Consider the following 21,156-nt stretch of genomic DNA (forward strand, 5'->3'; position numbering starts at 1 on the left):
CCGCACCGGGCGGAAGGGATTCACGGTGCCGGGGCACGTCGGCGCGGGGCCGGCGTGCGGCGAGCCGGAGACCGCCGATCCCGCACGGCTGGCCGGCTGGGCCGCCGCGCTGCGGCACCACGGCTTCCTGGCCGCAGGAGGCGGCGAAGCCGGCGGGCCGGCCATGTTCGCCCACCCGCTGCTGCGCGACGCGGTGCTGCACACCCTGCCCCGCGAACGCCGGGACGCGGCGCACCGCACCGCGGCCCGGCTGCTGCACGAGCGCGGCGACCGGGCCGGCGCCGTCGCCGGGCATCTGCTGCCGGTCCCGCCGGTCGGCGAGGCGTGGGCGGCCGATGTGCTGCTCGCCGCCGCGCAGGAGACCCGCTCGGAACCGGCGGGCGTTCCGCGGGCCGTCGCCCACTTGCGCCGGGCGCTGGACGAGCCTCTCACCACCGAGCGGCGCGGCAGCGTGCTCACCGAACTGGGCTGCCTGGAGGTCCGGATCGACCGGGCGGCGGGGGTCCGGCGGCTCGCCGAGGCGCTGCGCGTGCAGCAGGACGGGCACGGCCGGGTGCGGGTGGCCAGCGCGCTGGGCACGGCGCTCGCCGCGCACGGCGAGGTGCCCGCGGCCATCGCCGTGCTGCGCGAACTCGCCGACGGCTTCGCCGGCCGCCCCGACCTGCTGAGCGCGGTGCAGGCGGCGACCGCGCTCATCGCCTCGCACGACGGGGAGAGCTGGCGGCAGATGATCTCCGAACTGCTGCGGCTGCGGCATCTCGGCGACCCGGACCCGATGGCCGAGATGATGCTCACCGAGTACGAGTCGGCCGCCGGGCTGCTCTCGGCGGAACAGGCCTGGGAGCAGGTGCGTCCGCTGCTCGCGCACGGCTCGGTGGACCCGCTGCTGGAGCCGTACGTCCTGGGGTCGGTCGCCACCGTCGCGCAGTGGGCCGACCTGCTGGACGAGGCGGAACGGTACGCCGCCCGGATCCCGCTCGGCGAGCCGGTGCTGCATCCGGGCCATGAGTGCCTGGTGAGCGTGCGGGCCGAGGCCGCCGTCATGCGGGGGGACTTCGCGCGGCTCGTCGACGACCAGGACCCCGCCGCCAATGTGCACGTCGGCGCCCAGACCATGATCGCGCTCACCGAACTCGACCGGCTGGACGAGGCGGCCGGGCTCGCCGGGAAGCTCGCGGGCCGCGGTCCCGACAACTCCTGGCAGTGGTGCGAGTTCCTGTACGCGCGCGGTCTGCTGCGGGCTGCGCGGGGTGATGACGGGGGCGCGCTGGAGGACCTCACCGATTGCGGCCGGCGGCAGGTCGCCCGCGGTGTGGTGAGCCCGGTCGTCACCGCCTGGCGCTCGGCGGCCGCCGACAGTCTGGTGCGGACCGGCCGGGCCGGCGAGGCGGTGCCGCTCGCCGCCGAGGAGCTGCGGCTGGCCAGGATCTGGGGCACGGCCCGTACCGAGGGTCGCGCCCTGCGCGCGCTCGGCTCGGCCACCGGCGGCCGGCGCGGCATCGAACTGCTCGAGGAGGCCGTCACCCGGCTGCGCGAGGAGCCGGCCGCCGAGCCGGAACTGATCGCCGCGCAGCTCGGCCTGGGCCGCTCCCTCACCGCCGCCGGGCGCTCAGGACAGGCCCGCGACGTGCTGCGGGAGGCCGCCGCGCGCGCCGAGCGGCTCGGCGCCGTACGCCTGGGCCGGCTCGCGCGGCGGGCGCTGCGGGACGGCGGCGCCCGCCCGCGCCGGATCCCGCACACCGGAACCGGCGCCCTGACGGGCAGCGAGCGGCGGATAGCGGAGCTTGCCGCCGCGGGCCACGGCAACGTCGAGATAGCGGAGCTGCTGCATCTGGCCCGCCGGACCGTCGAGACCCATCTGACCAGCACCTATCGGAAGCTCGGCATCCGGCAGCGGGCCGATCTGCCGACGGCGCTGGCGGCGGCTCCGGGGGACCCGGCCGGACGGTGACCGGCCGCGGCGCAGCACCTGCCGGCCGGTGCCCTGACCAGCCGTGACCCGCGGAGTGCGGCCCCCGGACCGCTGGCGTACCGTGAAGTCACCCCATTGAGCTGAGCAGCAAGGACACCCCCATGCGCGCCACCGCCATCCACGCCCCGTTCGACATCAGGGTGGAGGACGTGCCCGACGCCGCGATCCGGCAGCCCGGCGACGCCGTCGTCCGGGTGGTCCGTGCCTGCATCTGCGGCAGCGACCTGTGGGCGTACCGCGGCGAGGCCGCCCGCGAGCCGGGGCAGCGCATCGGCCACGAGTTCCTCGGCGTCGTCGAGGAGACCGGCTCCGAGGTGTCGGGACTGACGGCCGGCGACCTGGTCGTCGCCCCCTTCATGTGGTCCGACGGCGTCTGCGAGTACTGCGCCGACGGCCTGACGACCTCCTGTGTGCACGGCGGCTTCTGGGGCTCGGTCGGCTCCGACGGCGGCCAGGGCGAGGCCGTCCGGGTGCCCTTCGCCGACGCCACCCTGGTCAAGCTGCCCGCCGAGGCGCTCTCCGACGACCGTCTGCTGTCCGCGCTGCTCGCGCTGTCCGACGTCATGGGCACCGGCCACCACGCCGCCATCGGCGCCGGGGTCGGCCCCGGCACGACGGTGGCGGTCGTCGGTGACGGCGCGGTCGGCCTGTGCGGTGTGCTCGCCGCCAAGCGGCTGGGCGCTGAGCGGATCATCGCGCTCGGCCGGCACACGGCGCGCACCGACATCGCCCGCACGTTCGGCGCCACCGACGTCGTCGCCGAGCGCGGCGAGGCCGCCGTCGCGGCGGTCCGCGAGCTGACCCGCGGGCAGGGCGCGCACGCCGTCATCGAGGCGGTCGGCACCGAGCAGTCCATGCGGACGGCCGTCGGCATCACCCGCGACGGCGGCGCGATCGGCTACGTCGGCGTCCCGCACGGCAGCGGCACCGGCCTGGACCTCGGCGAGATGTTCAACCGCAACATCGCCCTGCGCGGCGGCGTCGCCCCGGTCCGCAGCTACATCCCGGAGCTGCTCCCCGACATCCTGTCCGGCGCCATCGACCCGTCCCCGGTCTTCGACCACGCGGTCGGCCTGGAGGGCGTCCCCGGCGGCTACAAGGCGATGGACGAGCGCACCGCCCTGAAGGTCATCGTCAAGCTCTGACGATGCAACGCCGGGCGGGCCCGTCCATCGGGCCCGCCCGGCGTCATCGGCAGCCGTTCGTTACTTGGTGACGGCGTCCAGGGCGTCGACGATGCCGTACCCGTAGAAGCTGTTCAGCCGCTTCGGGCCGGTGCAGGTGGCGTCCTGCACTCCGTTGCCGTCCGGGTCGTACAGGCCCGTCGGGCAGCCGGGGTTGTCGGCCTCGGCCTTGAGCAGCCACTGGATCTGCTCGGGCGTGGCGTGCGGGTGCCTGCTCTTGATGAGCGCCGCGACGGCCGCCACGTGCGGGCTGGCCATCGAGGTGCCCTGCAGGTATCCGTAGGTGTTGCCGGGCAGCGTGGCCAGGATCCGGCCGTTCTTGTCCGGGGTTCCCGGGATCTGGTACTTGTCCCCGCCAGGGGCGGCGACGTCGATGACGCCCCGGCCGTAGCTGGAGTAGTACGACTTGAGGTTCTGCACGCCGGTCGCGGAGACCGTGACGACGCCGGGCAGCTGGGTCGGGATGTCGAAGCACTTGTGCGGGTCGACGGTGCGGTCGACCGGGGTGCCGTCGTCAGGGCTGGACGCGTCGGAGAGCGCGTTCGAGTCCAGGTCGTCGTTGGAGTTGCCGGCCGACGCGACGTTCAGTACGCCCTTGCGCTCGGAGTACTTCGACGCGCGGTTGACCGCGTCGACGATCGCGCGCTGGTCGGGGTCGTCCAGGCAGTTGTAGAGCCACGGGTCGATGTAATAGCTGTTGTTCGTCACGGAGATGCCGTGGTCGGCGGCGAAGACGAACGCGCAGACCACGCTCTCCGGGTAGAACAGGCTGGTGACGGGGTCGCTGACCTTGATGGCCGCGACCTTGACGTTGGGTGCGACACCGGCCACGCCGATGCCGTTGCGCGCCGCGGCGATCTCGCCCGCCACATGCGTGCCGTGGTAGTCACTGGCCGGGTCGTACGGGCGCCAGGCGCCCGGGGTGGTGTCGGCCACTCCGCCCACGCAGTTCGCGGACTGCGAGGCGGAGAAGTTCGCGGCGAGATCCGGGTGGGTGTCATCGATACCGGTGTCGATGACACCGACCGTGACCTTCCGGCTGCCCGGGTTGATCTTCGCGGCCTTGTCGGCCTTGATGGCCACCAGGTCCCACTGGTTCGCCTCCAGCGGTTCCTGCTCGGTGCCGGCCTTCGCGTTGGCCGCGGTGGCCGCGGCGACCTGTGCGGCCGTGAGCCGCTCCGGCGCACCCAGTTCGGTGGTCGAGGCCGGAGCGATGGCGGCGGTGCGGGTGGCGCCCGCGGTCTGTACTCCATGGGCCTTGCGTATCGCGGCGGCGAAGCCCGGGTTCGCCGAGTGCACGACGATGACGCCGATCTTCTCGTACGAGATGACCACCTGGCCGCCGGCCCGGGATATCGCGCGTTCGACGCTCTTGACGGTGCCGTGGTCCACCTTGGTGTTGACCACGTAGGACAGCAGCGGGCCGTCGGCCGCCACCGTGCTGTCCGCCGCCGACGCCGAAGCGGCGCCCGGCAGTACGGCGACGGCTGCCGCCAGCGCCATCCCGACGGTCGCCGCGAGCATGCGGCGCCGTCCGGACCGTCTGTGAAGAGGAACCATGGGATCTCCAATCGTCCAACGACCCGCCCTGACGGCACGGTTGCCGTTGGACGGGTACATGACGATGGAAGCTATCGTCGTACCGGTGGCGCCATCAATGGATTGCGGTGGAAATCCCGGATTCCTACCGGATTCCCGTTCGAACCGGTGGCGCGTCAGCCACCGCTGTGGCCGGACCGCAGCGCCTCGATGCTCAACAGGGGTATGACCACCCGCGGTCCGTACCACCGCCCGGGCGCCGCACGGCCGGCCGGCTGCGGTGCCGCGGCCACCGGGACGGTCAACCGGACGGCCCCGTAGGGCAGTCGGTGCGGACCCGGGGGCGGGGAACTCGGCGGGGTGTTCACGGGCGATGTCCTCGGTGCTGCGTCACGGCCGCGTCCGGGCCGCTTCGTGGCGGTGCTGGGCACTCTGTACAACGAAGCGCCCCGGTCCCGGTGTCGGCCCTGATCCGGATGGCGGCAGATTTCACCCATGGCCTGTTGAACACCCGCCGTCACACCTCTAACATGCGGTCTCCGATCATCGACGTGACGCAGATCACTCATGGAGGCACCGTGGATCCCGCACCACCGTCCGCCACCCCGGGCCCGCCGACCCCCGCCTCGTACTCCGAGGTCGAGGCGAGCCCGGAATTCGGCGAACTACGGCACTCCTACCGGGTGTTCGCGTTCCCGGTCACCGTCGCCTTCCTCGCCTGGTACCTGCTGTACGTACTCCTGTCGAGTTACGCGGGCGGGTTCATGGCGACCAAGGTCGTCGGGCACATCAACGTGGCCTTCGTCTTCGGCCTCGCGCAGTTCCTCACCACGTTCCTCATCGCGTGGATATACGCCAGGTACGCGAATGCCCGGCTCGACCCGGGGGCCGAGGCCCTCAAGGCGCGGCTGGAGAACCGCACCGCGTCGGTCGGCCTCGACCCGGCGGCCGAGGTTCCCGGGGCGCGGCTGGAGAACGACGCTACGTTGGAGGACCGCTCATGACCACCGGCACGATCAACCTGGCGGCCGAGGCGGCGGCGTCCGAGCACCGCACCCTGATCATCACGCTCTTCTCCGTGTTCGTCGTCATCACCCTCGGCATCACCGTCTGGGCCGGCCGCCAGACGAAGGACGCCACCGACTTCTACGCGGGCGGCCGCGGCTTCACCGGGTTCCAGAACGGTCTGGCGATCTCCGGCGACTACATGTCCGCCGCGTCGTTCCTCGGTATCGCCGGCGCCATCGCGCTCGTCGGCTACGACGGCTTCCTCTACTCGATCGGCTTCCTGGTCGCCTGGCTGGTCGCCCTGCTGCTGGTCGCGGAACCGCTGCGCAACTCCGGCCGCTTCACCATGGCCGACGTGCTCGCGTACCGGCTGCGCCAGCGACCGGTGCGCACCGCCGCCGGCACCTCGACCATCGTCGTGTCGATCTTCTATCTGCTGGCCCAGATGGTCGGCGCGGGCGCCCTGGTCTCGCTGCTGCTCGGTGTCACCGGCGAGGGCCCGAAGCGGCTGATCGTGGCGCTGGTCGGCATCGTCATGGTGCTGTACGTGACGATCGGCGGCATGAAGGGCACGACCTGGGTGCAGATCATCAAGGCCGTGATGCTGATCCTCGGCACCCTGCTGATCACCATCCTGGTGCTCAACAAGTTCCACTGGAACCCGTCCACGCTGCTGGGCGCCGCGGCCGAGAAGAGCGGCCAGGGGCACAAGTTCCTGGAGCCCGGCCTCAAGTACGGCATCGACAGCACCAGCAAGATCAACTTCATCTCGCTGGGCCTGGCCCTCGTCCTGGGCACCGCCGGGCTGCCGCACATCCTGGTGCGCTTCTACACCGTGCCGTCCGCGAAGGTCGCCCGTAAGTCCGTGAACTGGGCGATCGGCATCATCGGCGGCTTCTATCTGATGACCATCGCGCTCGGGTTCGGTGCGGCGGCGCTGGTCGGCGCCGCCAAGATCAAGGCGAGCGACAAGTCCGGCAACACCGCGGCGCCGCTGCTCGCCGAGTACGTCGGCGGCGGCCCCGGCACCACCGGCGGCGCGATCCTGCTCGCGGTGATCTCCGCGGTGGCCTTCGCCACCATCCTCGCCGTCGTCGCCGGCCTCACCCTCGCCTCGTCGGCCTCGTTCGCGCACGACCTGTGGGCCAACGTGATCCGCAAGGGCAAGGTGAGCGAGAAGAACGAGGTCATCACCGCCAAGATCGCCGCGGTCGCGATCGGCGCGGTCTCCATCGGGCTCGGCATGTACGCCACCAAACTCAACGCGGCGGCCCTGGTGGCGCTCGCCTTCGCGGTGGCCGCCTCCGCCAACCTGCCGACCATCCTCTACAGCCTGTACTGGAAGAAGTTCACCACCTCGGGAGCGACCTGGTCGATCTACGGCGGACTGGTCTCCTCGGTCGCCCTGGTGATCTTCTCGCCGGTCGTCTCCGGCGCCCCCGACTCCCTCTTCACCGGCAGCGACTTCCACTGGTTCCCGCTGGGCAACCCGGGCATCGTCTCCATCCCGCTGGGCTTCCTGCTCGGCTGGCTGGGCACGGTCCTGTCCAAGGAGGAGCCGGACCTCGAGAAGTACAAGGAGCTGGAGGTCCGCTCCATGACCGGCGCCGGGGCACACTGACCGGCCTGCCCCCCACGAGAGACCACGGTTCAACAAACTGTTGCAATATGGGGCCCATCGCGTACGCTGCGGCGATACGCGGTGGGTCACCGTGGTCCTAAGCTGGAGTGGCGGGCGCACCTGGTGCCCGCGAGGGAGGCGGAACGCGTGCTGATCGACACCTACGGACGCGTGGCCACCGATCTGCGGGTCTCGCTGACCGACCGGTGCAATCTGCGCTGTACGTACTGCATGCCCGAGGAGGGCCTGCAGTGGCTGGCCAAGCCCGAGCTGCTCACCGACGACGAGATCGTCCGGATGGTACGGATCGGCGTCACCGACCTCGGCGTCAAGGACGTCCGCTTCACCGGCGGCGAGCCGCTGCTGCGCCCCGGCCTGGTCGGCATCATCGAACGCGTCGCGGCCCTCGAACCCCGCCCCCAGATATCGCTGACCACCAACGGCATCGGCCTCGGACGCACCGCAGCCGCGCTGCGCGACGCCGGCCTGAACCGGGTCAACGTCTCCCTCGACACCCTGCGCCCCGAGGTCTTCCAGGCCATGACCCGGCGCAAGCGCCACCATGACGTCATCGGCGGGCTGGAAGCGGCCCGCGGCGCCGGCCTGGCCCCGGTGAAGGTCAACGCGGTCCTCATGCGCGGCGTCAACGACGACGAGGCCCCGGACCTGCTCCAGTGGGCCGTCGAGAACGACTACGAGCTGCGCTTCATCGAGCAGATGCCGCTGGACGCGCAGCACGGCTGGCAGCGCAGCGACATGGTGACGGCCGAGGAGATCCTGGAGAGCCTCAGGACCCGCTTCACGCTCACCCCCGAGCCCAACGGAGCCCGCGGCTCCGCGCCCGCCGAACGCTGGCTGGTGGACGGCGGCCCGGCCCGGGTCGGCGTCATCGCCTCCGTGACCCGCCCCTTCTGCCGCGCCTGCGACCGTACCCGGCTCACCGCCGACGGCCAGGTCCGCGACTGCCTCTTCGCCCGCACCGAGTCCGACCTGCGCGCCCCGCTGCGCTCCGGTGCCACCGACGCGGAGATCGCCGCGCTGTGGAAGACCGCGATGTGGGGCAAGAAGGCCGGCTCCGGGCTCGACGACCCGTCGTTCCTGCAGCCTGACCGCCCGATGTCGGCGATCGGCGGCTAGTACCCGCCCGACCCCGGAGTCCGACCCCGGAATCCGGGGCCGGAGTCTGCGTCTGGGCCCGACGGGCCGGACCGCGGTTCCGTCCGCTATCAGGACGCCGCCGGGCTCCCCGGTGCCGCGGGATTCTCCGGCGCGACGGGGTCCGCGGGGTCCGCAGGGTCCCGCCAGTCCGCGAACGGCACGACGTCCTTCAGGAACCCCCGCAGGTCCAGGAACTGCGACAGGTGCTCCCGGTGCTCGTCACAGGCGAGCCAGGTCTTCCGGCGGTCCGGGGTGTGCAGTTTGGGGTTGTTCCACGCCAGCACCCACGCGGCGGTGGTGCGGCAGCCCTTGGCCGAGCAGATCGGCGTCACGTCGTTCATAGCTGCCAGTAAACATGGCGACGCCGGGCAGCCACGGGGGGAGCCGCCCGGCGTCGGTCCGTCGCTCCGACGGGGGATGCGGAGCGCGTACGAAGTATGTCACGCGTGCACCCCGGTCGAGGAGTGGATCCTCATGATTGATCTGAGCTTTTCTTGAGGTTTCCGGCCAGCCGCGGCTCAGTTTCGACTGCTGTACGGACCCTCCGGATATTCCGTTCCGGGCTCCACGTGACCCTCCAGGACGACCGGTTCCAGCATCGGCCGGGTCGGCGGCGGGACGAAGGACGACGGCAGCGACGGCGCGTTCGCCCGTCCCGCGTTGGCGATGACCACCGCGACATAGGGCAGCAGCGCGCCCAGCACCAGCGCGACCCAGGCCAGCGGCCGCTGTACGTTCCACAAGGTCACGGTCGCGATGACCGAGGCGGTACGGACCAGCATCGAGATGACGTAGCGGCGCTGCCTGCCCTGTACATCCTGAGTGAGACCGGTCCGGGCTCCGGTGATCCGGAAGACCTCGCCGTCACTGTGCTTCCGCATCACATTCCACCGCCTGCTCGACCCACCGGGCCGTACCGAATTCTGTTGCGGGGACCCGCCCCAGGCCCTTCTCACGGTACGCCGCGGGTCCGCCGCATTCGAGACCGGGGCCGCCCCGCGAGTGGCGTGCCGACCCCGTCGTACGGCGTATGGACGCCCCCGACATGCGGCGTAGCCCACCCCGGATCAGACTGACGTCACGAGTGCATCGTCACTCGAACGCGAGGAGGCGTGTGACATGAGTTGGTTGTGGGCGATCATCGTCGGTCTGGTTCTGGGTCTGATCGCGAAAGCGATCCTGCCCGGCAAGCAGTCCATCCCGCTGTGGCTGACCGCGATCTTCGGCATGCTCGGCAGCATCCTGGGCAACGCGGTGGCGACCTGGATCGGCGTCAACGACACCAGTGGCATCGACTGGACCCGGCACCTGCTGCAGTTGCTCGGCGCCATCGCGGTGGTGGCCGTCGGCGACGGACTGTGGGCGGCGATCCGAGGCAAGAAGGAAGCCGCCTGACGACCCTCAGACCGGGCGCTGTCGCAACCGCGCCGGCGGAACCCGGTCGGTCAGCCACACGCCGTTGGCGCTGACCCGGAACACATGGCCCTCGGCGGCCAGCCCGGCAGCGTCCACCTCCAGCACCACCGGACGGCCGTGCCGCGCACCCACGCGCACGGCCGTCTCCACGTCCGCCGACAGATGGACGTCCTGACGGGACATCGGCAGCAGCCCGTCCCGGAGGATCAGCGGCAGCGTCGTCGTCGCGGTGCCGTGGAACAGCACGTCGGGCGGCGGCGCGGCCGCCAGTCCGAGGTCCACCGCGACCGAGTGCCCCTGGCTGGCCCGGATGAGCCGGCCGTCCGGCGAGTACTCGTACCGCTTCTTGTTGTTCGTCGCGACGACATGGTCCAGCTCGGCGCGCGAGAAGCGGCGGCCCGCCCGGTCGCAGGCGGCGATCAGCTCGTCCACCGCCACCCAGCCGCCCTCGTCGAGGGTCACCCCGACCGCTCCCGGATCGTGCCGCAGCACCAGGGCCAGGAACTTCGAGACCTTGACCGTCCGCTTCTCGTCCACCGTCGTCATCCTCCTGGCAGGGTCAGACGCCCTGGCTGACCGAACTCATGTTGAAGTCCGGGATCCGCATGGCCGGTGCCGCGGCCCGGGTGAAGTAGTCGCTCCACTCGCGCGGCAGCGTCCGTTCGGTGCGGCCGGTCTCGGCGACCCGGCCGAGCAGGTCCACCGGCGACTCGTTGAACCGGAAGTTGTTCACCGCGCCCGTCACCTCGCCGTTCTCGACCAGGTAGACCCCGTCCCGGGTGAGGCCGGTGAGCAGCAGCGTCGCCGGATCGACCTCGCGGATGTACCACAGGCAGGTCAGCAGCAGCCCGCGGTCGGTGGCCGCGACCATCTCCTCCAGCGACTTCGTGCCGCCGCCGTCCAGGATCAGGTTGTCGCCGGCCGGGGTCACCGGCAGGCCGGTGAGGCCCGCGCTGTGCCGGGTGGTGGGCAGCCGGTTGAGGACCCCGTCCCGGATCCAGTCGACCGGACCGACCGGCAGGCCGTTGTCGAACACCGAGGAGTCGTCGCCCGAGGCGTGCGCGATGACGAACGGCGCCGACTCCAGACCGGGCGCCTGCGGGTCGCTGCGCAGCGTCAGCGGCAGGTCGGAGAGTTTCTCCCCGACCCGGGTGCCGCCGCCGGGCTTGCTGAAGACGGTGCGGCCCTCGGCCGCGTCCCGGGCTCCGGACGACCACAGCTGGTAGATCGCCAGGTCCGCGACGGCGGTCGGCGGCAGCAGCGTCTCGTAGCGGCCGGCGGGCAGCTCGATCCGGCGCTCCGCCCAGGCGAGCCGCTGCGCGAGCTCCGCGTCGAGCGCCGCCGGGTCGACGTCCTTGAAGTCCCGGGTCGAGGCACCGGCCCAGGCGGACCGGGAGCGGTCCGGCGACTTGGCGTTGAGTTCCATGGTGCCGGTCGGCTGGTCGTGCCGCAGCCGCAGCCCGGTGGAACTGCCCAGGTAGCTGGAGGTCACCGAGTGGAAGGCGAAGCCGTACAGCTGCCGTCCGCCGGCCCGCGCGGTCGCGAAGGACTCGCCCAGCGCCGGTGCGAACGACCCGAAGACCTCGGAGGAGGTCTCGGCGGGCGGCTCGGTGAAGGCGGCGGAGTGCGCGGTCCCCTCGACGAGCGGCTGCGCGTCCTCGGCCGGTCCCGCGGCGCGGGCCGCCTCCTCAGCGGCCCGGACCAGCGGCTCCAGATCGTCGGTGGTCACCGCGGAGCGGGACACCACACCGGAGGCGGCGCCCTGCGAGCCGTTCACCGTCGCGATGACGGTGAGGGTGCGGCCCCGGGTCACGCCGTTGGTGGTCAGTGCGTTGCCCGCCCAGCGCAGGTTGGCACTGGACTCCTCGTCCGCGATGACGACGCAGCCGTCGGCGCGGGACAGTGCCAGGGCGCGCTCGACGATCTCGTGCGGAGCGGTGCTGCGGGGGCTCATCGGCCGGCCTCCTGGGTCGTGTTCAGGATGTTGACACCGCGGAACAGCGCGGACGGGCAGCCGTGGCTGACCGCCGCGACCTGGCCGGGCTGGGCCTTGCCGCAGTTGAAGGCGCCGCCGAGCACATACGTCTGCGGGCCGCCGACGGCTTCCATCGAGCCCCAGAAGTCGGTGGTCGTGGCCTGGTAGGCGACGTCCTTGAGCTGGCCCGCGAGCCGGCCGTTCTCGATCCGGAAGAACCGCTGGCCGGTGAACTGGAAGTTGTAGCGCTGCATGTCGATGGACCAGGAACGGTCGCCGACGATGTAGATCCCGCGCTCGACGCCGCCGATCAGCTCCTGCGTCGACGGTCCGTCCGGCGCCGGCTGGAGCGACACGTTCGCCATCCGCTGCACCGGCACATGGCCGGGGGAGTCGGCGTACGCGCAGCCGTTGGACCGCTCGAAGCCGGTGAGCTTCGCGATCCGGCGGTCCAGCTGGTACCCGACCAGGGTGCCGTCCTTCACCAGGTCCCAGGTCTGCCCGGCGACGCCCTCGTCGTCGTAGCCGACCGTCGCGAGGCCGTGCTCCGCGGTGCGGTCCCCGGTGACGTTCATCAGCGCGGAGCCGTACTTCAACGTGCCCAGCTGGTCGAAGGTCGCGAAGGAGGTGCCCGCGTAGGCCGCTTCGTAGCCCAGCGCCCGGTCCAGCTCGGTGGCGTGGCCGATCGACTCGTGGATCGTCAGCCACAGGTTGGACGGGTCGACGACGACGTCGTACGAACCGGCCTCCACGGTCGGCGCGAGCATCTTCTCCGCCAGCAGCTCCGGGATCTCCGCGAGTTCGGCGTCCCAGTCCCAGCCGGTGCCCGTCAGGTACTCCCAGCCGCGGCCGGCCGGCGGGGCCAGGGTGCGCATGGAGTCGAAGTCGCCGCTGCCGGGGTCCACCGCGACCGCGGTGAGCTGCGGGTGCAGCCGCACCCGCTGCTGCGTGGTGCTGGTGCCCGCGGTGTCCGCGTAGAACTTGTTCTCCTGGACGGTCATCAGGGACGCGTCCGCGTGCGCGACGCCCTTCGCGGCGAGCAGCCGGCCGCTCCACTCGGCGAGCAGCGCCGTCTTCTCCGCGTCCGGGACGTCGAAGGGGTTGGTCCCGTACGCGGAGACCCACACCTTCTCCGCGTGCACCGGCTCGTCCGCCAGCTCGACCCGTTCGTCGGATCCCGCGGCGGCGATCACCTTCGCCGACAGCTTCGCCATGGCGACCGCCTGGCCGGCGACCCGCGCCGCCGCGTCCATCGTCAGATCGACGCCGGACGCGAAGCCCCAGGCGCCGCCGTGCACGACCCGGACCGCGTAGCCGGTGTCCGTGGTGTCCGACGTGCCGGACGGCCTGGCGTCCCGCAGCCGGTACGCGGCGCTGCGGATCCGTTCGAAGCGGAAGTCCGCGTGCTCGGCTCCGAGCGCCCTGGCCCGGGCGAGTGCCGCGTCGGCCAGCGCCCGCAGCGGCAGTGCCAGGAATGACTGATCGACCTCGTGAGGCACAGCGGCCTCCTCCTTCGCCCGATTCGACAGGTCTGATGCGACAGGTCTGCGCAGTGAATCATGCCGCTCGGACAGCACGGACGGCCACGGTATATCCGGCGCGTTCCGGGAATTGATGATGCTCCGTCAGAAGCCGGTAGCCGCAGGCCTCTTGTCGTTGGTCCAGACCAATCCTATGCTCAGTTCTGCTGTCCCCCCACGCCCCTGTCCGCGCAGTCACCAGCCACAGCACGACAAGGAGCCCCCACATGTCAGCCCCCCACCTGCCGGCACTCCGTGTACCCCCGCCGCGGCTTCCCGCGTTCCGCCATGCCGCGGCCGTCGGCGCCGCGGGCGCCGCGGCACTGGCGCTCGTCGCCCTCACCCCGGTGTCCGCGAGCGCGCACGGCGCCCTCAGCAGTCCCGTCAGCCGGATATCCGCCTGCTACGCCGAAGGCCCGGAACACCCGCAGTCGCAGGTCTGCAAGGACCTGGTCGCCATGAGCGGCACCCAGCCGCTCTACGACTGGAACGAGGTGAACATCGCCAACGCCGACGGACACAGCCGGGACATCATTCCCGACGGCAAGCTGTGCTCGGCCAACCGCGACAAGTACAAGGCCCTCGACATGGCCCGCACCGACTGGCCCGCCACCAACGTCGCCGCCGGCTCGTTCAACGTCGGCTTCCGTGTCACCGCGCCCCACCGCGGCGTCATGACCCTGTACATCACCAAGGCCGGCTACGACCCGACGAAACCGCTCAAGTGGTCCGACCTGGACGCCACTCCGATCGCCACCTACACGACCAGCTCCACCGCGACGAGCGGCTACTACAACTTCACCGCGAAGCTGCCCAGCCGCTCCGGCCGCCACCTGATCTACCAGGTCTGGCAGCGCACCGACAGCCCCGAGGCGTTCTACGGCTGCTCCGATGTCGTCTTCGGACAGGGCACCGCCGCCAAGGCCCCGGCCGCGCCCAGCGACCAGCAGATCGCCGCCGGGGCGAGCCGGTCGACGGTCAGCCACCAGGGCCACGGCGGGGACACCACTCTCGTCACCCAGAACACGGCAGCGAGCGGCCAGGCCGCCGGCACCCTGAAGACGGCACTCGGCGGCAGCGCCGTTCTCGCCGCGGGAGCCGTCGGAATGATCCTCCGCGGCCGCCGCCGGACCGCAGCCCGCACACAGGCGTAACTCCGCCGACTGTAGGGACCCGACAGGGACAGCTGGATGCCCCTGTCGGGGCCGGTTCCCTGTATCGCTGCCCGGACCGATAGTTTCGTGGTGATAGCCACAACTATGGGAAAGGGTGATCCGTTGAGCCGCTCGGTTCTCGTCACCGGAGGAAACCGGGGCATCGGCCTCGCCATCGCCCAGGCCTTCGCCGACGCGGGTGACAAGGTCGCCATCACCTACCGCTCGGGCGAGCCACCAGCGGGCTTCCTCGCGGTGCGGTGCGACATCACGGACGCCGAACAGGTCGAGCAGGCCTACAAGGAGATCGAGGAGAAGCACGGCGCGGTCGAGGTGCTGATCGCCAACGCCGGCGTCACCCGCGACCAGCTGCTGCTCCGGATGACCGACGAGGACTTCACCTCGGTCCTGGAGACGAACCTCACGGGCACCTTCCGTGTGGTCAAGGCCGCCGCCCGGAAGATGCTGCGGGCCCGCAAGGGACGCATCGTGCTCATCTCGTCGGTCGTGGGCCTGCTCGGCTCCGCCGGCCAGTCGAACTACGCCGCCTCCAAGGCCGGCCTGGTCGGCTTCGCGCGCTCGCTGGCCCGTGAGCTCGGCTCGCGCAACATCACCGTGAACGTCGTAGCCCCCGGCTTCGTGGACACCGACATGACCCGCACGCTCAGCGACGAGCAGCGCGAGAAGATCGTCGGCCAGATCCCGCTGGGCCGTTACGCGCAGACCGCGGAGATCGCCTCCTCGGTCCGCTTTCTCGCCTCCGAAGAGGCCGCATACATCACTGGTGCCGTCATTCCCGTAGACGGCGGATTGGGCATGGGTCACTGATCACCATGAGTGGAATTCTCGAAGGCAAGCGCATCCTGATCACCGGAGTGCTGATGGAGTCCTCCATCGCGTTCCACACCGCCAAGCTGGCGCAGGAGCAGGGCGCTGAGATCATCCTCACCGCCTTCCCGCGGCCCACCCTGACCGAGCGCATCGCCAGGAAGCTGCCGAAGCCCACCAAGGTCATCGAGCTGGACGTGACCAACCCCGAGCACCTCGGGTCGCTCGCGGACACCGTACGCACCGAGCTCGGCAGCCTGGACGGGGTCGTGCACTCCATCGGCTTCGCGCCCCAGGACGCGCTGGGTGGCAACTTCCTCAACGCCCCGTGGGAGTCCGTCGCCACCGCGATGCACGTCTCCGCGTTCTCGCTGAAGTCGCTCACCATGGCGTGCCTGCCGCTGATGAGCAACGGAGGCGGCTCGGTCGTCGGCCTCACCTTCGACGCGCAGTACGCCTGGCCGCAGTACGACTGGATGGGCCCGGCCAAGGCCGCGCTGGAGGCGACGTCCCGCTACCTCGCCCGTGACCTGGGCAAGCAGAACGTCCGCTGCAACCTGATCTCCGCCGGACCGATCGGCTCGATGGCCGCCAAGTCCATCCCGGGCTTCTCGGAGCTGGCGGACGTCTGGAACCACCGCTCCCCGCTGGAGTGGGACATGTCCGACCCGGAGCCCACCGGCCGCGGTGTCGTCGCCCTGCTCTCGGACTGGTTCCCGAAGACCACCGGCGAGATCATCCACGTCGACGGCGGCCTGCACGCGGTCGGTGCCTGACCCGTACCGCTCCTGACGCACGGCGAACGCCCGGTCCCCGACGCTTCCACAGCGTCCGGGGCCGGGCGTTCGCCGTGCTCTGCGGGGGTCAGGGCGTGCCGAACCCCCGGCAGTGGAAGGCGTGCCCGGCGGCCTCGGCCGACGCCGTCCCCGCGTCGCCCGCGCGGATCGCCTCCACCAGCCGGGCGTGGTCCAGGTGCTGCTCCGGGCGCAGCACCTCGCCGACGTCCGCGCGCAGGAAGTCGCGCAGCACCTCGCCGAGGTCCGCGTAGAGCTCGACCAGCACGTCGTTGTGCGAGGCGCCGACGACCGCCAGGTGCAGCGTCGCGTCCGCGTCGACGAACGCGGCGGCGTCCCCCGACTCCCAGGCCCGCTCGCGGCGCTCCAGCAGGGTGTCGAGATGCCGCAGATCGCGGTCGGTGCGGCGGGCGGCGGCCAGTCCCGCGGCGGACGCCTCCAGGGCGCTGCGCAGCTCGGCGACATGCCGCGGATCGGCGTCCGCGAACCGGCGCTGCATCACGCCCGCCAGCTCGCTGGTGGCCAGGACATAGGTGCCGGAGCCCTGCCGGATGTCGAGCAGCCCGTTGTGGGCCAGCGCTCTGACTGCCTCACGGACGGTGTTGCGGGCGACGCCGAGCTGGTCGACCAGCTCGGGTTCGGTCGGGATACGGGAGCCGACCGGCCACTCACCGGACGTGATCTGGGTACGCAGCCGGGCGATCACCTGGTCGGCGAGCGTGGACTGCCGGGGGAGTGGACCGAGATTCATCCCATCATTCTATGATGGGTGCATGCGCGATGACGAACCCCGCACCCTCGACCGCGACAAGGCCGTGTCCATACCGGGCATACCGGGATCCGCACCCGGGTCCGCACCGGCTCCCGGACCGGATTCCCTACCGGCTCCCTTGCCGGAGACGGCGGCGCTCCCCGTCTGGACGCGCCGCCTCGTGCTCGCCGGGCTGGTGCTCGCCGCGCTCAACCTCCGCCCCGCGGTCACCAGCCTCGGGCCGCTCATGAAGGAGGTCAGGGCCGGCCTCGGCATGAGCGGCGCCGTGGCCGGGTTCCTCACCTCCGTGCCCGCCCTGTGCTTCGCGCTCTTCGGCATCGCCGCCCCGCGGCTGGCCCGCCGCTTCGGCGCGGGCGCCGTGGTCTGCGCGGGCATGGCGGCCATCGCCACCGGGCTGCTGCTGCGCCCGTTCGCGAGCGGCACCGTGCTCTTCCTCGCCGCCAGCGCCGTGGCCCTGGCCGGTATCGCGGTGAGCAACATCCTGATGCCGGTGATCGTCAAGCGGTACTTCCCCGACCGGGTCGGCGCGATGACCGGGCTCTACTCGATGGCGCTCTCCCTCGGCACCGCGGCCGCCGCCGCGGCGACCGTGCCCCTGACCTCCGCCATGGGCCACGGCTGGCGGCTCGGCCTGGGCGTCTGGGCGGCGCTCGCCGTCGTCGCGATCGTGCCGTGGCTCGGCCTGGTCCGGGACCGCAGCTCCGCCGCGCGGCCCGCCCCCGCAGGTTCTGGCCCCGCCACCGACGGGAACACCGGCCGGATCATCCGCAGCCGTACGGCCTGGGCGCTCGCCTGCTTCTTCGGGCTGCAGGCCACCGCCGCCTACGTCACGATGGGCTGGATGCCGCAGATCTTCCGCGACGCCGGGCTCTCCGCCGGCACCGCGGGGGCGCTGCTCGCCGTGACGATGGTGATGGGCGTCCCGCTCTCCTTCGCGCTGCCCTCGCTCGCCGGCCGGATGCGGCACCAGGGTCCGCTCGTCGTCGTCCTCGCGCTCTTCGGCCTCGCCGGGTACACCGGCCTGTGGCTGGCCCCCGCCGGCGCCCCCTGGGTGTGGGCGCTGCTGCTCGGCATCGCCAACTGCGCCTTCCCGCTGGCCCTGACGATGGTCGGGATGCGCTCGCGCACCGGCGCGGGAGTGGTCCGGCTGTCCGCCTTCGCGCAGAGCACCGGCTATCTGATCTCGATCCCGGGGCCGATCCTGGTCGGCGCCCTCTACCAGCACAGCGGCGGCTGGGACCTGCCCATCGCGCTGATGGCGGCGCTCATGGTGCCGCAGATCGTCGTCGGCGTGCTGGCCGGACGCAACCGGTACATCGAGGACGAACTGTGACCGCGCCGCGGGCGACCCCGCCGCGGTCCTCTTCGGCGCCGGTGCGAGACTGGGCCCATGCCCGTACTTGAGCCCAACCCCCCGCACAGCCAGAAGCGGCTGATGATCATCATCGGTCTGATGCTGGCTGTTCCGGCCTTCGTCGCGATCATCGCGACCGTCGCGGCCAAGTTCGGCTGAACCGCCGCCCCTGAGGCCGATGGTGGGGACAACCCCACCATCCCTAGGGGGGCCAGGTCAGGGTCGAGTGGGTGGCCCGCCCGATGGGATCTTCGAGTGCCCTTCCGTAGTTTCGAAGGGTCAGAACATTCCAGCACTTCACGGAGGCGGTCACCGTGTCCACCCAGTCCATCCAGGCACCCACCCGCCCCTCGCGGCACACGGTCGGCCAGGGGGCCGGCGGGGTCCAGACGCGCCTCCCGTGGTGGGCCGTCGCGCTGCCCGCGCTCGCCTTCGCCGCGCTGCTCATGCTGATCGCCGGACCCGGCCGGAGCGACACCTCGGCGGCCGAGCCCGCCGGCCACCTCATCGCCCGCATCGCGGACGCGCTCCCCGGTATCGCCCAGCACCTCCTGTGATGCCGCGGCCTCTGATGAGCGGCGCCCACGGGCCGGTGCGGGCCGTAACGGCCAGCCCGCGCCTGATCGCGGATTTTCTGGAAAGCTGAGGGGCATGAGCGTCGACTCGCCCCGCACGATCGTCCTACTCCGTCACGCCAAGGCCGACTGGCCCTCGGTCGCCGACCACGAGCGGCCGCTGGCCGAGCGCGGCCGTACGGACGCCTCCGTGGCGGGCCGCCGGCTCGCCGACGCGGGGATCGCCCCTGACCTGGTCCTGTGCTCCACCGCCGCCCGCACCCGTGAGACCTGGAAGCTCGCCGCGCACGAGATGCCGCAGCGACCCAGGACGGTCTACGAGGAGCGGCTGTACGAAGCGAGCCTGGGCGAGCTGCTGGCCCTGCTCAACGAGACCCCCGACGACATCGGCACCCTGCTGGTCATCGGCCACAACCCCGGCATGCACGCCCTCGCCGACGCCCTCGCTGGCACCGCCGAGGCGGACGCCCTGGCCCGGATGAACCGCGGCGGCTTCCCGACCGCGGCCTTCGGCGTCGTCACGTTCTCCGGTTCCTGGAAGTCCGTGGAGCACGGCGTCGGTCGGCTGGCCGACTACTGGGTGCCGCACGAGGCCTGAGCCCGGCCGGACGGATCGCGTGGCGAGGCCTGACGCGATCCCCTCCCGGCCTAGCGGGATTCGGTCGGGGCGCCGTCCAGCGCGTCGGCCGCCTCGACCTCTTCCCGCGTGATGCCCAGCAGGTACAGGACGGTGTCCAGGAACGGCACGTTGACCGCGGTGTCGGCGGCCTGCCGGACGACCGGCTTCGCGTTGAACGCCACGCCGAGCCCCGCCGCGTTCAGCATGTCGAGGTCGTTCGCCCCGTCACCGATCGCTACGGTCTGGCTCAGCGGCACCCCGGCCTGTTCCGCGAAGCTCCGCAGCAGCCGCGCCTTGCCGGCCCGGTCCACGATCGGTCCTGTCACCCGGCCGGTGAACTTCCCGTCCACCACCTCCAGGGTGTTCGCGGCCGCGAAGTCCAGCCCCAGCCGCTCCTTGAGGTCGTCGGTGACCTGGGTGAAGCCGCCCGAGACGATCCCCACCTGGTAGCCGAGCCGCTTGAGCGTGCGGATCAGGGTCCGGGCGCCCTTGGTGAGCCGGACCTCGGCGCGGACCTTGTCCACCACCGACGCGTCCAGCCCGGCCAGCAGCGCGACCCGGGCGTGCAGCGACTGCTCGAAGTCCAGTTCGCCGCGCATCGCGGCGGCGGTGACCTCGGCGACCTCCGCCTCGCACCCGGCGTGCGCGGCGAAGAGCTCGATCACCTCGTCCTGGATGACGGTGGAGTCCACATCCATCACCACCAGCCGCTGGGCCCGGCGCTGCAGCCCGGCCGGGACCACCGCCACATCCACCCCGCGCGCGGCGGCCTCCGTCGCCAGCGCGGAGCGCAGCGCCAGCGGATCGGCACCCGAGACGGCGAACTCGACCGCCGTCACCGGGTACTTCGCGAGCCGGAAGATCCGGTCGATGTTGCCGCCGGTGGCGGTGATGCAAGCCGCTATGGCGGCTGTCGACTCGGCGGTCAGCGGGTGGCCCAGGACCGTCACATGGGAACGTCCCTCACCGCGCGGCCGGTTGTCACCGATACCGGAGATGATCTCGGCCTGCATCTTGATCGACTCGGACCAGCTGTGCACGGTGGACCGCAGCTCGCCCTCGGCGCCGGGCGCGGTCGGCGCGGTCACCAGCGCGCACAGCACCATCCGGCCCCGCGTGACGACCTGTTCGATGTCGACGACGTCCACGCCGAACGCGGCGAGGGTGTCGAAAAGTCCGGCGGTGATGCCTGGGCGGTCCTTGCCGAAGATCTTGACGAGGAGGGTGGGCGCGTCCGCGGAGGGAACGGCGGCGACAGGGATGGGCTGCGTGGCGTCGTTCATGGTGGGACCACCGTATCCGGCGGCCTCAAGGACGCGACGAGCCGTCCCGCGTGGCGGACACCCATCCGGACCCGCGAAGGCGGAATCCGACCCGAATGCCCGCCGGCACCCCTTACTGCCTGCGGGGCGCTCCCGGCGGGGGCGGTGGTTCGCCCGGCGGGTCGGGCCATTTGTCGGTGCGGCCGCCGCCACGCGAGCGGCGCGGCAGCGGCGGGGGCAGCGGGGCGCCGGCCATCGTCTGGGCCGCGTGCGGCGAGTCGTTGCCGGCGCTTCCGGCGGGATCCGCCGGCTGCTTGTACGGGTTCGGCCCGGCCTCCTCGGGGTGGTACGCCGGACTGGGAACGTAGGGACCCGGCTCGTAGGCGATGACCGGGTACGTCCGCG

21 protein-coding genes and 1 pseudogene are annotated in these 21,156 nt (G+C 71.9%); 13 read left to right on the plus strand and 9 right to left on the minus strand.

Annotation, left to right across the window (positions count from 1 at the left end):
* Together G3I60_RS42150 and G3I60_RS42155 are read left to right on the plus strand one after the other, a co-directional pair.
* Nucleotides 1-1,951 (plus strand): LuxR family transcriptional regulator (locus G3I60_RS42150; protein ID WP_239070980.1); only part of this gene is annotated, 1,951 nt, incomplete at its 5' end.
* A gap of 122 nt (nt 1,952-2,073) precedes the next feature.
* Entirely contained in the window at nt 2,074-3,117 is a 1,044-nt protein-coding gene (locus G3I60_RS42155) for a zinc-dependent alcohol dehydrogenase family protein (protein WP_138354984.1), read from the plus strand.
* Between the two features lie 60 nt (nt 3,118-3,177).
* Here the strand turns inward: G3I60_RS42155 and G3I60_RS42160 are convergent, their stop codons facing one another.
* Nucleotides 3,178-4,680, minus strand: coding sequence for a S8 family serine peptidase (locus G3I60_RS42160; RefSeq protein WP_239070983.1), 1,503 nt, complete (start codon nt 4,678-4,680; stop codon nt 3,178-3,180).
* 593 nt (nt 4,681-5,273) lie between these two features.
* On the opposite strand from G3I60_RS42160, the gene G3I60_RS42165 reads away from it, so the two are divergent.
* The 3 genes from G3I60_RS42165 to moaA all read left to right on the plus strand — a co-directional run bounded on the left by G3I60_RS42165 (nt 5,274) and on the right by moaA (nt 8,461).
* Nucleotides 5,274-5,699, plus strand: coding sequence for a DUF485 domain-containing protein (locus G3I60_RS42165; RefSeq protein WP_244809815.1), 426 nt, complete (start codon nt 5,274-5,276; stop codon nt 5,697-5,699).
* Nucleotides 5,696-7,324 (plus strand): cation acetate symporter, encoded by a 1,629-nt coding sequence (locus tag G3I60_RS42170; protein WP_138354980.1) that lies wholly within the window; start codon nt 5,696-5,698, stop codon nt 7,322-7,324. The genes G3I60_RS42165 and G3I60_RS42170 overlap by 4 nt, the downstream gene beginning before the upstream one ends.
* A gap of 147 nt (nt 7,325-7,471) precedes the next feature.
* Nucleotides 7,472-8,461 (plus strand): GTP 3',8-cyclase MoaA, encoded by a 990-nt coding sequence (gene moaA / locus G3I60_RS42175; protein WP_343242011.1) that lies wholly within the window; start codon nt 7,472-7,474, stop codon nt 8,459-8,461.
* A gap of 89 nt (nt 8,462-8,550) precedes the next feature.
* Here moaA and G3I60_RS42180 read toward each other — a convergent pair whose 3' ends face one another.
* Together G3I60_RS42180 and G3I60_RS42185 are read right to left on the minus strand one after the other, a co-directional pair.
* Nucleotides 8,551-8,823, minus strand: coding sequence for a hypothetical protein (locus tag G3I60_RS42180; RefSeq protein ID WP_138354978.1), 273 nt, complete (start codon nt 8,821-8,823; stop codon nt 8,551-8,553).
* 177 nt (nt 8,824-9,000) lie between these two features.
* Nucleotides 9,001-9,366, minus strand: a complete 366-nt coding sequence (locus G3I60_RS42185; RefSeq protein ID WP_164298412.1) for a DUF3099 domain-containing protein — start codon at nt 9,364-9,366, stop codon at nt 9,001-9,003.
* Nucleotides 9,367-9,601: 235 nt separating this feature from the next.
* On the opposite strand from G3I60_RS42185, the gene G3I60_RS42190 reads away from it, so the two are divergent.
* Complete coding sequence (locus G3I60_RS42190; RefSeq protein WP_138354976.1) at nt 9,602-9,877, plus strand: GlsB/YeaQ/YmgE family stress response membrane protein; 276 nt, start codon at nt 9,602-9,604, stop codon at nt 9,875-9,877.
* A 6-nt stretch (nt 9,878-9,883) separates the two neighbouring features.
* Here the strand turns inward: G3I60_RS42190 and G3I60_RS42195 are convergent, their stop codons facing one another.
* The 3 genes from G3I60_RS42195 to G3I60_RS42205 are packed head-to-tail and all read right to left on the minus strand — an operon-like array spanning nt 9,884 to nt 13,372.
* Nucleotides 9,884-10,435 carry an RNA 2'-phosphotransferase gene (locus G3I60_RS42195; protein ID WP_164298414.1) on the minus strand — a complete coding sequence of 184 codons (552 nt, stop codon included), beginning with the start codon at nt 10,433-10,435 and terminating at the stop codon, nt 9,884-9,886.
* A 22-nt stretch (nt 10,436-10,457) separates the two neighbouring features.
* On the minus strand, nt 10,458-11,852 hold the full coding sequence (locus G3I60_RS42200) for a metallopeptidase TldD-related protein (RefSeq protein WP_138354975.1): 1,395 nt from the start codon (nt 11,850-11,852) through the stop codon (nt 10,458-10,460).
* Nucleotides 11,849-13,372, minus strand: a complete 1,524-nt coding sequence (locus tag G3I60_RS42205; protein WP_164298416.1) for a TldD/PmbA family protein — start codon at nt 13,370-13,372, stop codon at nt 11,849-11,851. The genes G3I60_RS42200 and G3I60_RS42205 overlap by 4 nt, the downstream gene beginning before the upstream one ends.
* Before the next feature lie 248 nt (nt 13,373-13,620).
* Here G3I60_RS42205 and G3I60_RS42210 point away from each other — a divergent pair, with 248 nt between their 5' ends.
* The 3 genes from G3I60_RS42210 (at nt 13,621) to fabI (ending at nt 16,151) form a co-directional block, all read left to right on the plus strand.
* On the plus strand, nt 13,621-14,547 hold the full coding sequence (locus G3I60_RS42210) for a lytic polysaccharide monooxygenase (protein WP_164298418.1): 927 nt from the start codon (nt 13,621-13,623) through the stop codon (nt 14,545-14,547).
* A 123-nt stretch (nt 14,548-14,670) separates the two neighbouring features.
* A complete protein-coding gene (gene fabG / locus G3I60_RS42215; RefSeq protein ID WP_138354972.1) occupies nt 14,671-15,375 on the plus strand; it encodes a 3-oxoacyl-[acyl-carrier-protein] reductase in 705 nt (234 codons plus the stop codon).
* 5 nt (nt 15,376-15,380) lie between these two features.
* Entirely contained in the window at nt 15,381-16,151 is a 771-nt protein-coding gene (fabI, locus tag G3I60_RS42220; RefSeq protein ID WP_138354971.1) for an enoyl-ACP reductase FabI, read from the plus strand.
* A gap of 88 nt (nt 16,152-16,239) precedes the next feature.
* Here fabI and G3I60_RS42225 read toward each other — a convergent pair whose 3' ends face one another.
* Nucleotides 16,240-16,920 (minus strand): FadR/GntR family transcriptional regulator, encoded by a 681-nt coding sequence (locus tag G3I60_RS42225; RefSeq protein ID WP_164298420.1) that lies wholly within the window; start codon nt 16,918-16,920, stop codon nt 16,240-16,242.
* A gap of 22 nt (nt 16,921-16,942) precedes the next feature.
* On the opposite strand from G3I60_RS42225, the gene G3I60_RS42230 reads away from it, so the two are divergent.
* The 4 genes from G3I60_RS42230 to G3I60_RS42240 all read left to right on the plus strand — a co-directional run bounded on the left by G3I60_RS42230 (nt 16,943) and on the right by G3I60_RS42240 (nt 19,468).
* Nucleotides 16,943-18,274, plus strand: coding sequence for an MFS transporter (locus tag G3I60_RS42230; protein ID WP_164298422.1), 1,332 nt, complete (start codon nt 16,943-16,945; stop codon nt 18,272-18,274).
* Between the two features lie 57 nt (nt 18,275-18,331).
* The gene (locus tag G3I60_RS46625) at nt 18,332-18,454 is read left to right on the plus strand and encodes an SGM_5486 family transporter-associated protein (RefSeq protein WP_250975239.1); all 123 of its coding nucleotides are present in this window, start codon (nt 18,332-18,334) and stop codon (nt 18,452-18,454) included.
* 170 nt (nt 18,455-18,624) lie between these two features.
* On the plus strand, nt 18,625-18,852 hold the full coding sequence (locus tag G3I60_RS42235; protein ID WP_138355037.1) for a hypothetical protein: 228 nt from the start codon (nt 18,625-18,627) through the stop codon (nt 18,850-18,852).
* 94 nt (nt 18,853-18,946) lie between these two features.
* Nucleotides 18,947-19,468 carry a histidine phosphatase family protein gene (locus G3I60_RS42240; RefSeq protein ID WP_138354968.1) on the plus strand — a complete coding sequence of 174 codons (522 nt, stop codon included), beginning with the start codon at nt 18,947-18,949 and terminating at the stop codon, nt 19,466-19,468.
* Nucleotides 19,469-19,518: 50 nt separating this feature from the next.
* Here the strand turns inward: G3I60_RS42240 and serB are convergent, their stop codons facing one another.
* Nucleotides 19,519-20,772, minus strand: a complete 1,254-nt coding sequence (gene serB / locus G3I60_RS42245; protein WP_138354967.1) for a phosphoserine phosphatase SerB — start codon at nt 20,770-20,772, stop codon at nt 19,519-19,521.
* Between the two features lie 112 nt (nt 20,773-20,884).
* Nucleotides 20,885-21,156 (minus strand): annotated as a pseudogene (locus G3I60_RS42250) (hypothetical protein); the annotation flags it as partial.

This window comes from Streptomyces sp. SID13666 (genome assembly GCF_010548325.1).
GTDB lineage: Bacteria > Actinomycetota > Actinomycetes > Streptomycetales > Streptomycetaceae > Actinacidiphila > Actinacidiphila fildesensis.

Excerpts from the sequence above, each read along its gene's own strand:
- G3I60_RS42190 (WP_138354976.1), top strand. The coding sequence starts at position 9,602 with ATGAGTTGGTTGTGGGCGATCATCGTCGGTCTGGTTCTGGGTCTGATC.
- G3I60_RS42155 (WP_138354984.1), top strand. The coding sequence starts at position 2,074 with ATGCGCGCCACCGCCATCCACGCCCCGTTCGACATCAGGGTGGAGGAC.
- fabI (WP_138354971.1), top strand. The coding sequence starts at position 15,381 with ATGAGTGGAATTCTCGAAGGCAAGCGCATCCTGATCACCGGAGTGCTG.
- G3I60_RS42160 (WP_239070983.1), bottom strand. The coding sequence starts at position 4,680 with ATGCTCGCGGCGACCGTCGGGATGGCGCTGGCGGCAGCCGTCGCCGTA.
- G3I60_RS42225 (WP_164298420.1), bottom strand. The coding sequence starts at position 16,920 with ATGAATCTCGGTCCACTCCCCCGGCAGTCCACGCTCGCCGACCAGGTG.
- G3I60_RS42200 (WP_138354975.1), bottom strand. The coding sequence starts at position 11,852 with ATGAGCCCCCGCAGCACCGCTCCGCACGAGATCGTCGAGCGCGCCCTG.
- G3I60_RS42230 (WP_164298422.1), top strand. The coding sequence starts at position 16,943 with ATGCGCGATGACGAACCCCGCACCCTCGACCGCGACAAGGCCGTGTCC.
- G3I60_RS42170 (WP_138354980.1), top strand. The coding sequence starts at position 5,696 with ATGACCACCGGCACGATCAACCTGGCGGCCGAGGCGGCGGCGTCCGAG.
- serB (WP_138354967.1), bottom strand. The coding sequence starts at position 20,772 with ATGAACGACGCCACGCAGCCCATCCCTGTCGCCGCCGTTCCCTCCGCG.
- G3I60_RS42210 (WP_164298418.1), top strand. The coding sequence starts at position 13,621 with ATGTCAGCCCCCCACCTGCCGGCACTCCGTGTACCCCCGCCGCGGCTT.
- G3I60_RS42240 (WP_138354968.1), top strand. The coding sequence starts at position 18,947 with ATGAGCGTCGACTCGCCCCGCACGATCGTCCTACTCCGTCACGCCAAG.
- G3I60_RS42180 (WP_138354978.1), bottom strand. The coding sequence starts at position 8,823 with ATGAACGACGTGACGCCGATCTGCTCGGCCAAGGGCTGCCGCACCACC.
- G3I60_RS46625 (WP_250975239.1), top strand. The coding sequence starts at position 18,332 with ATGCCCGTACTTGAGCCCAACCCCCCGCACAGCCAGAAGCGGCTGATG.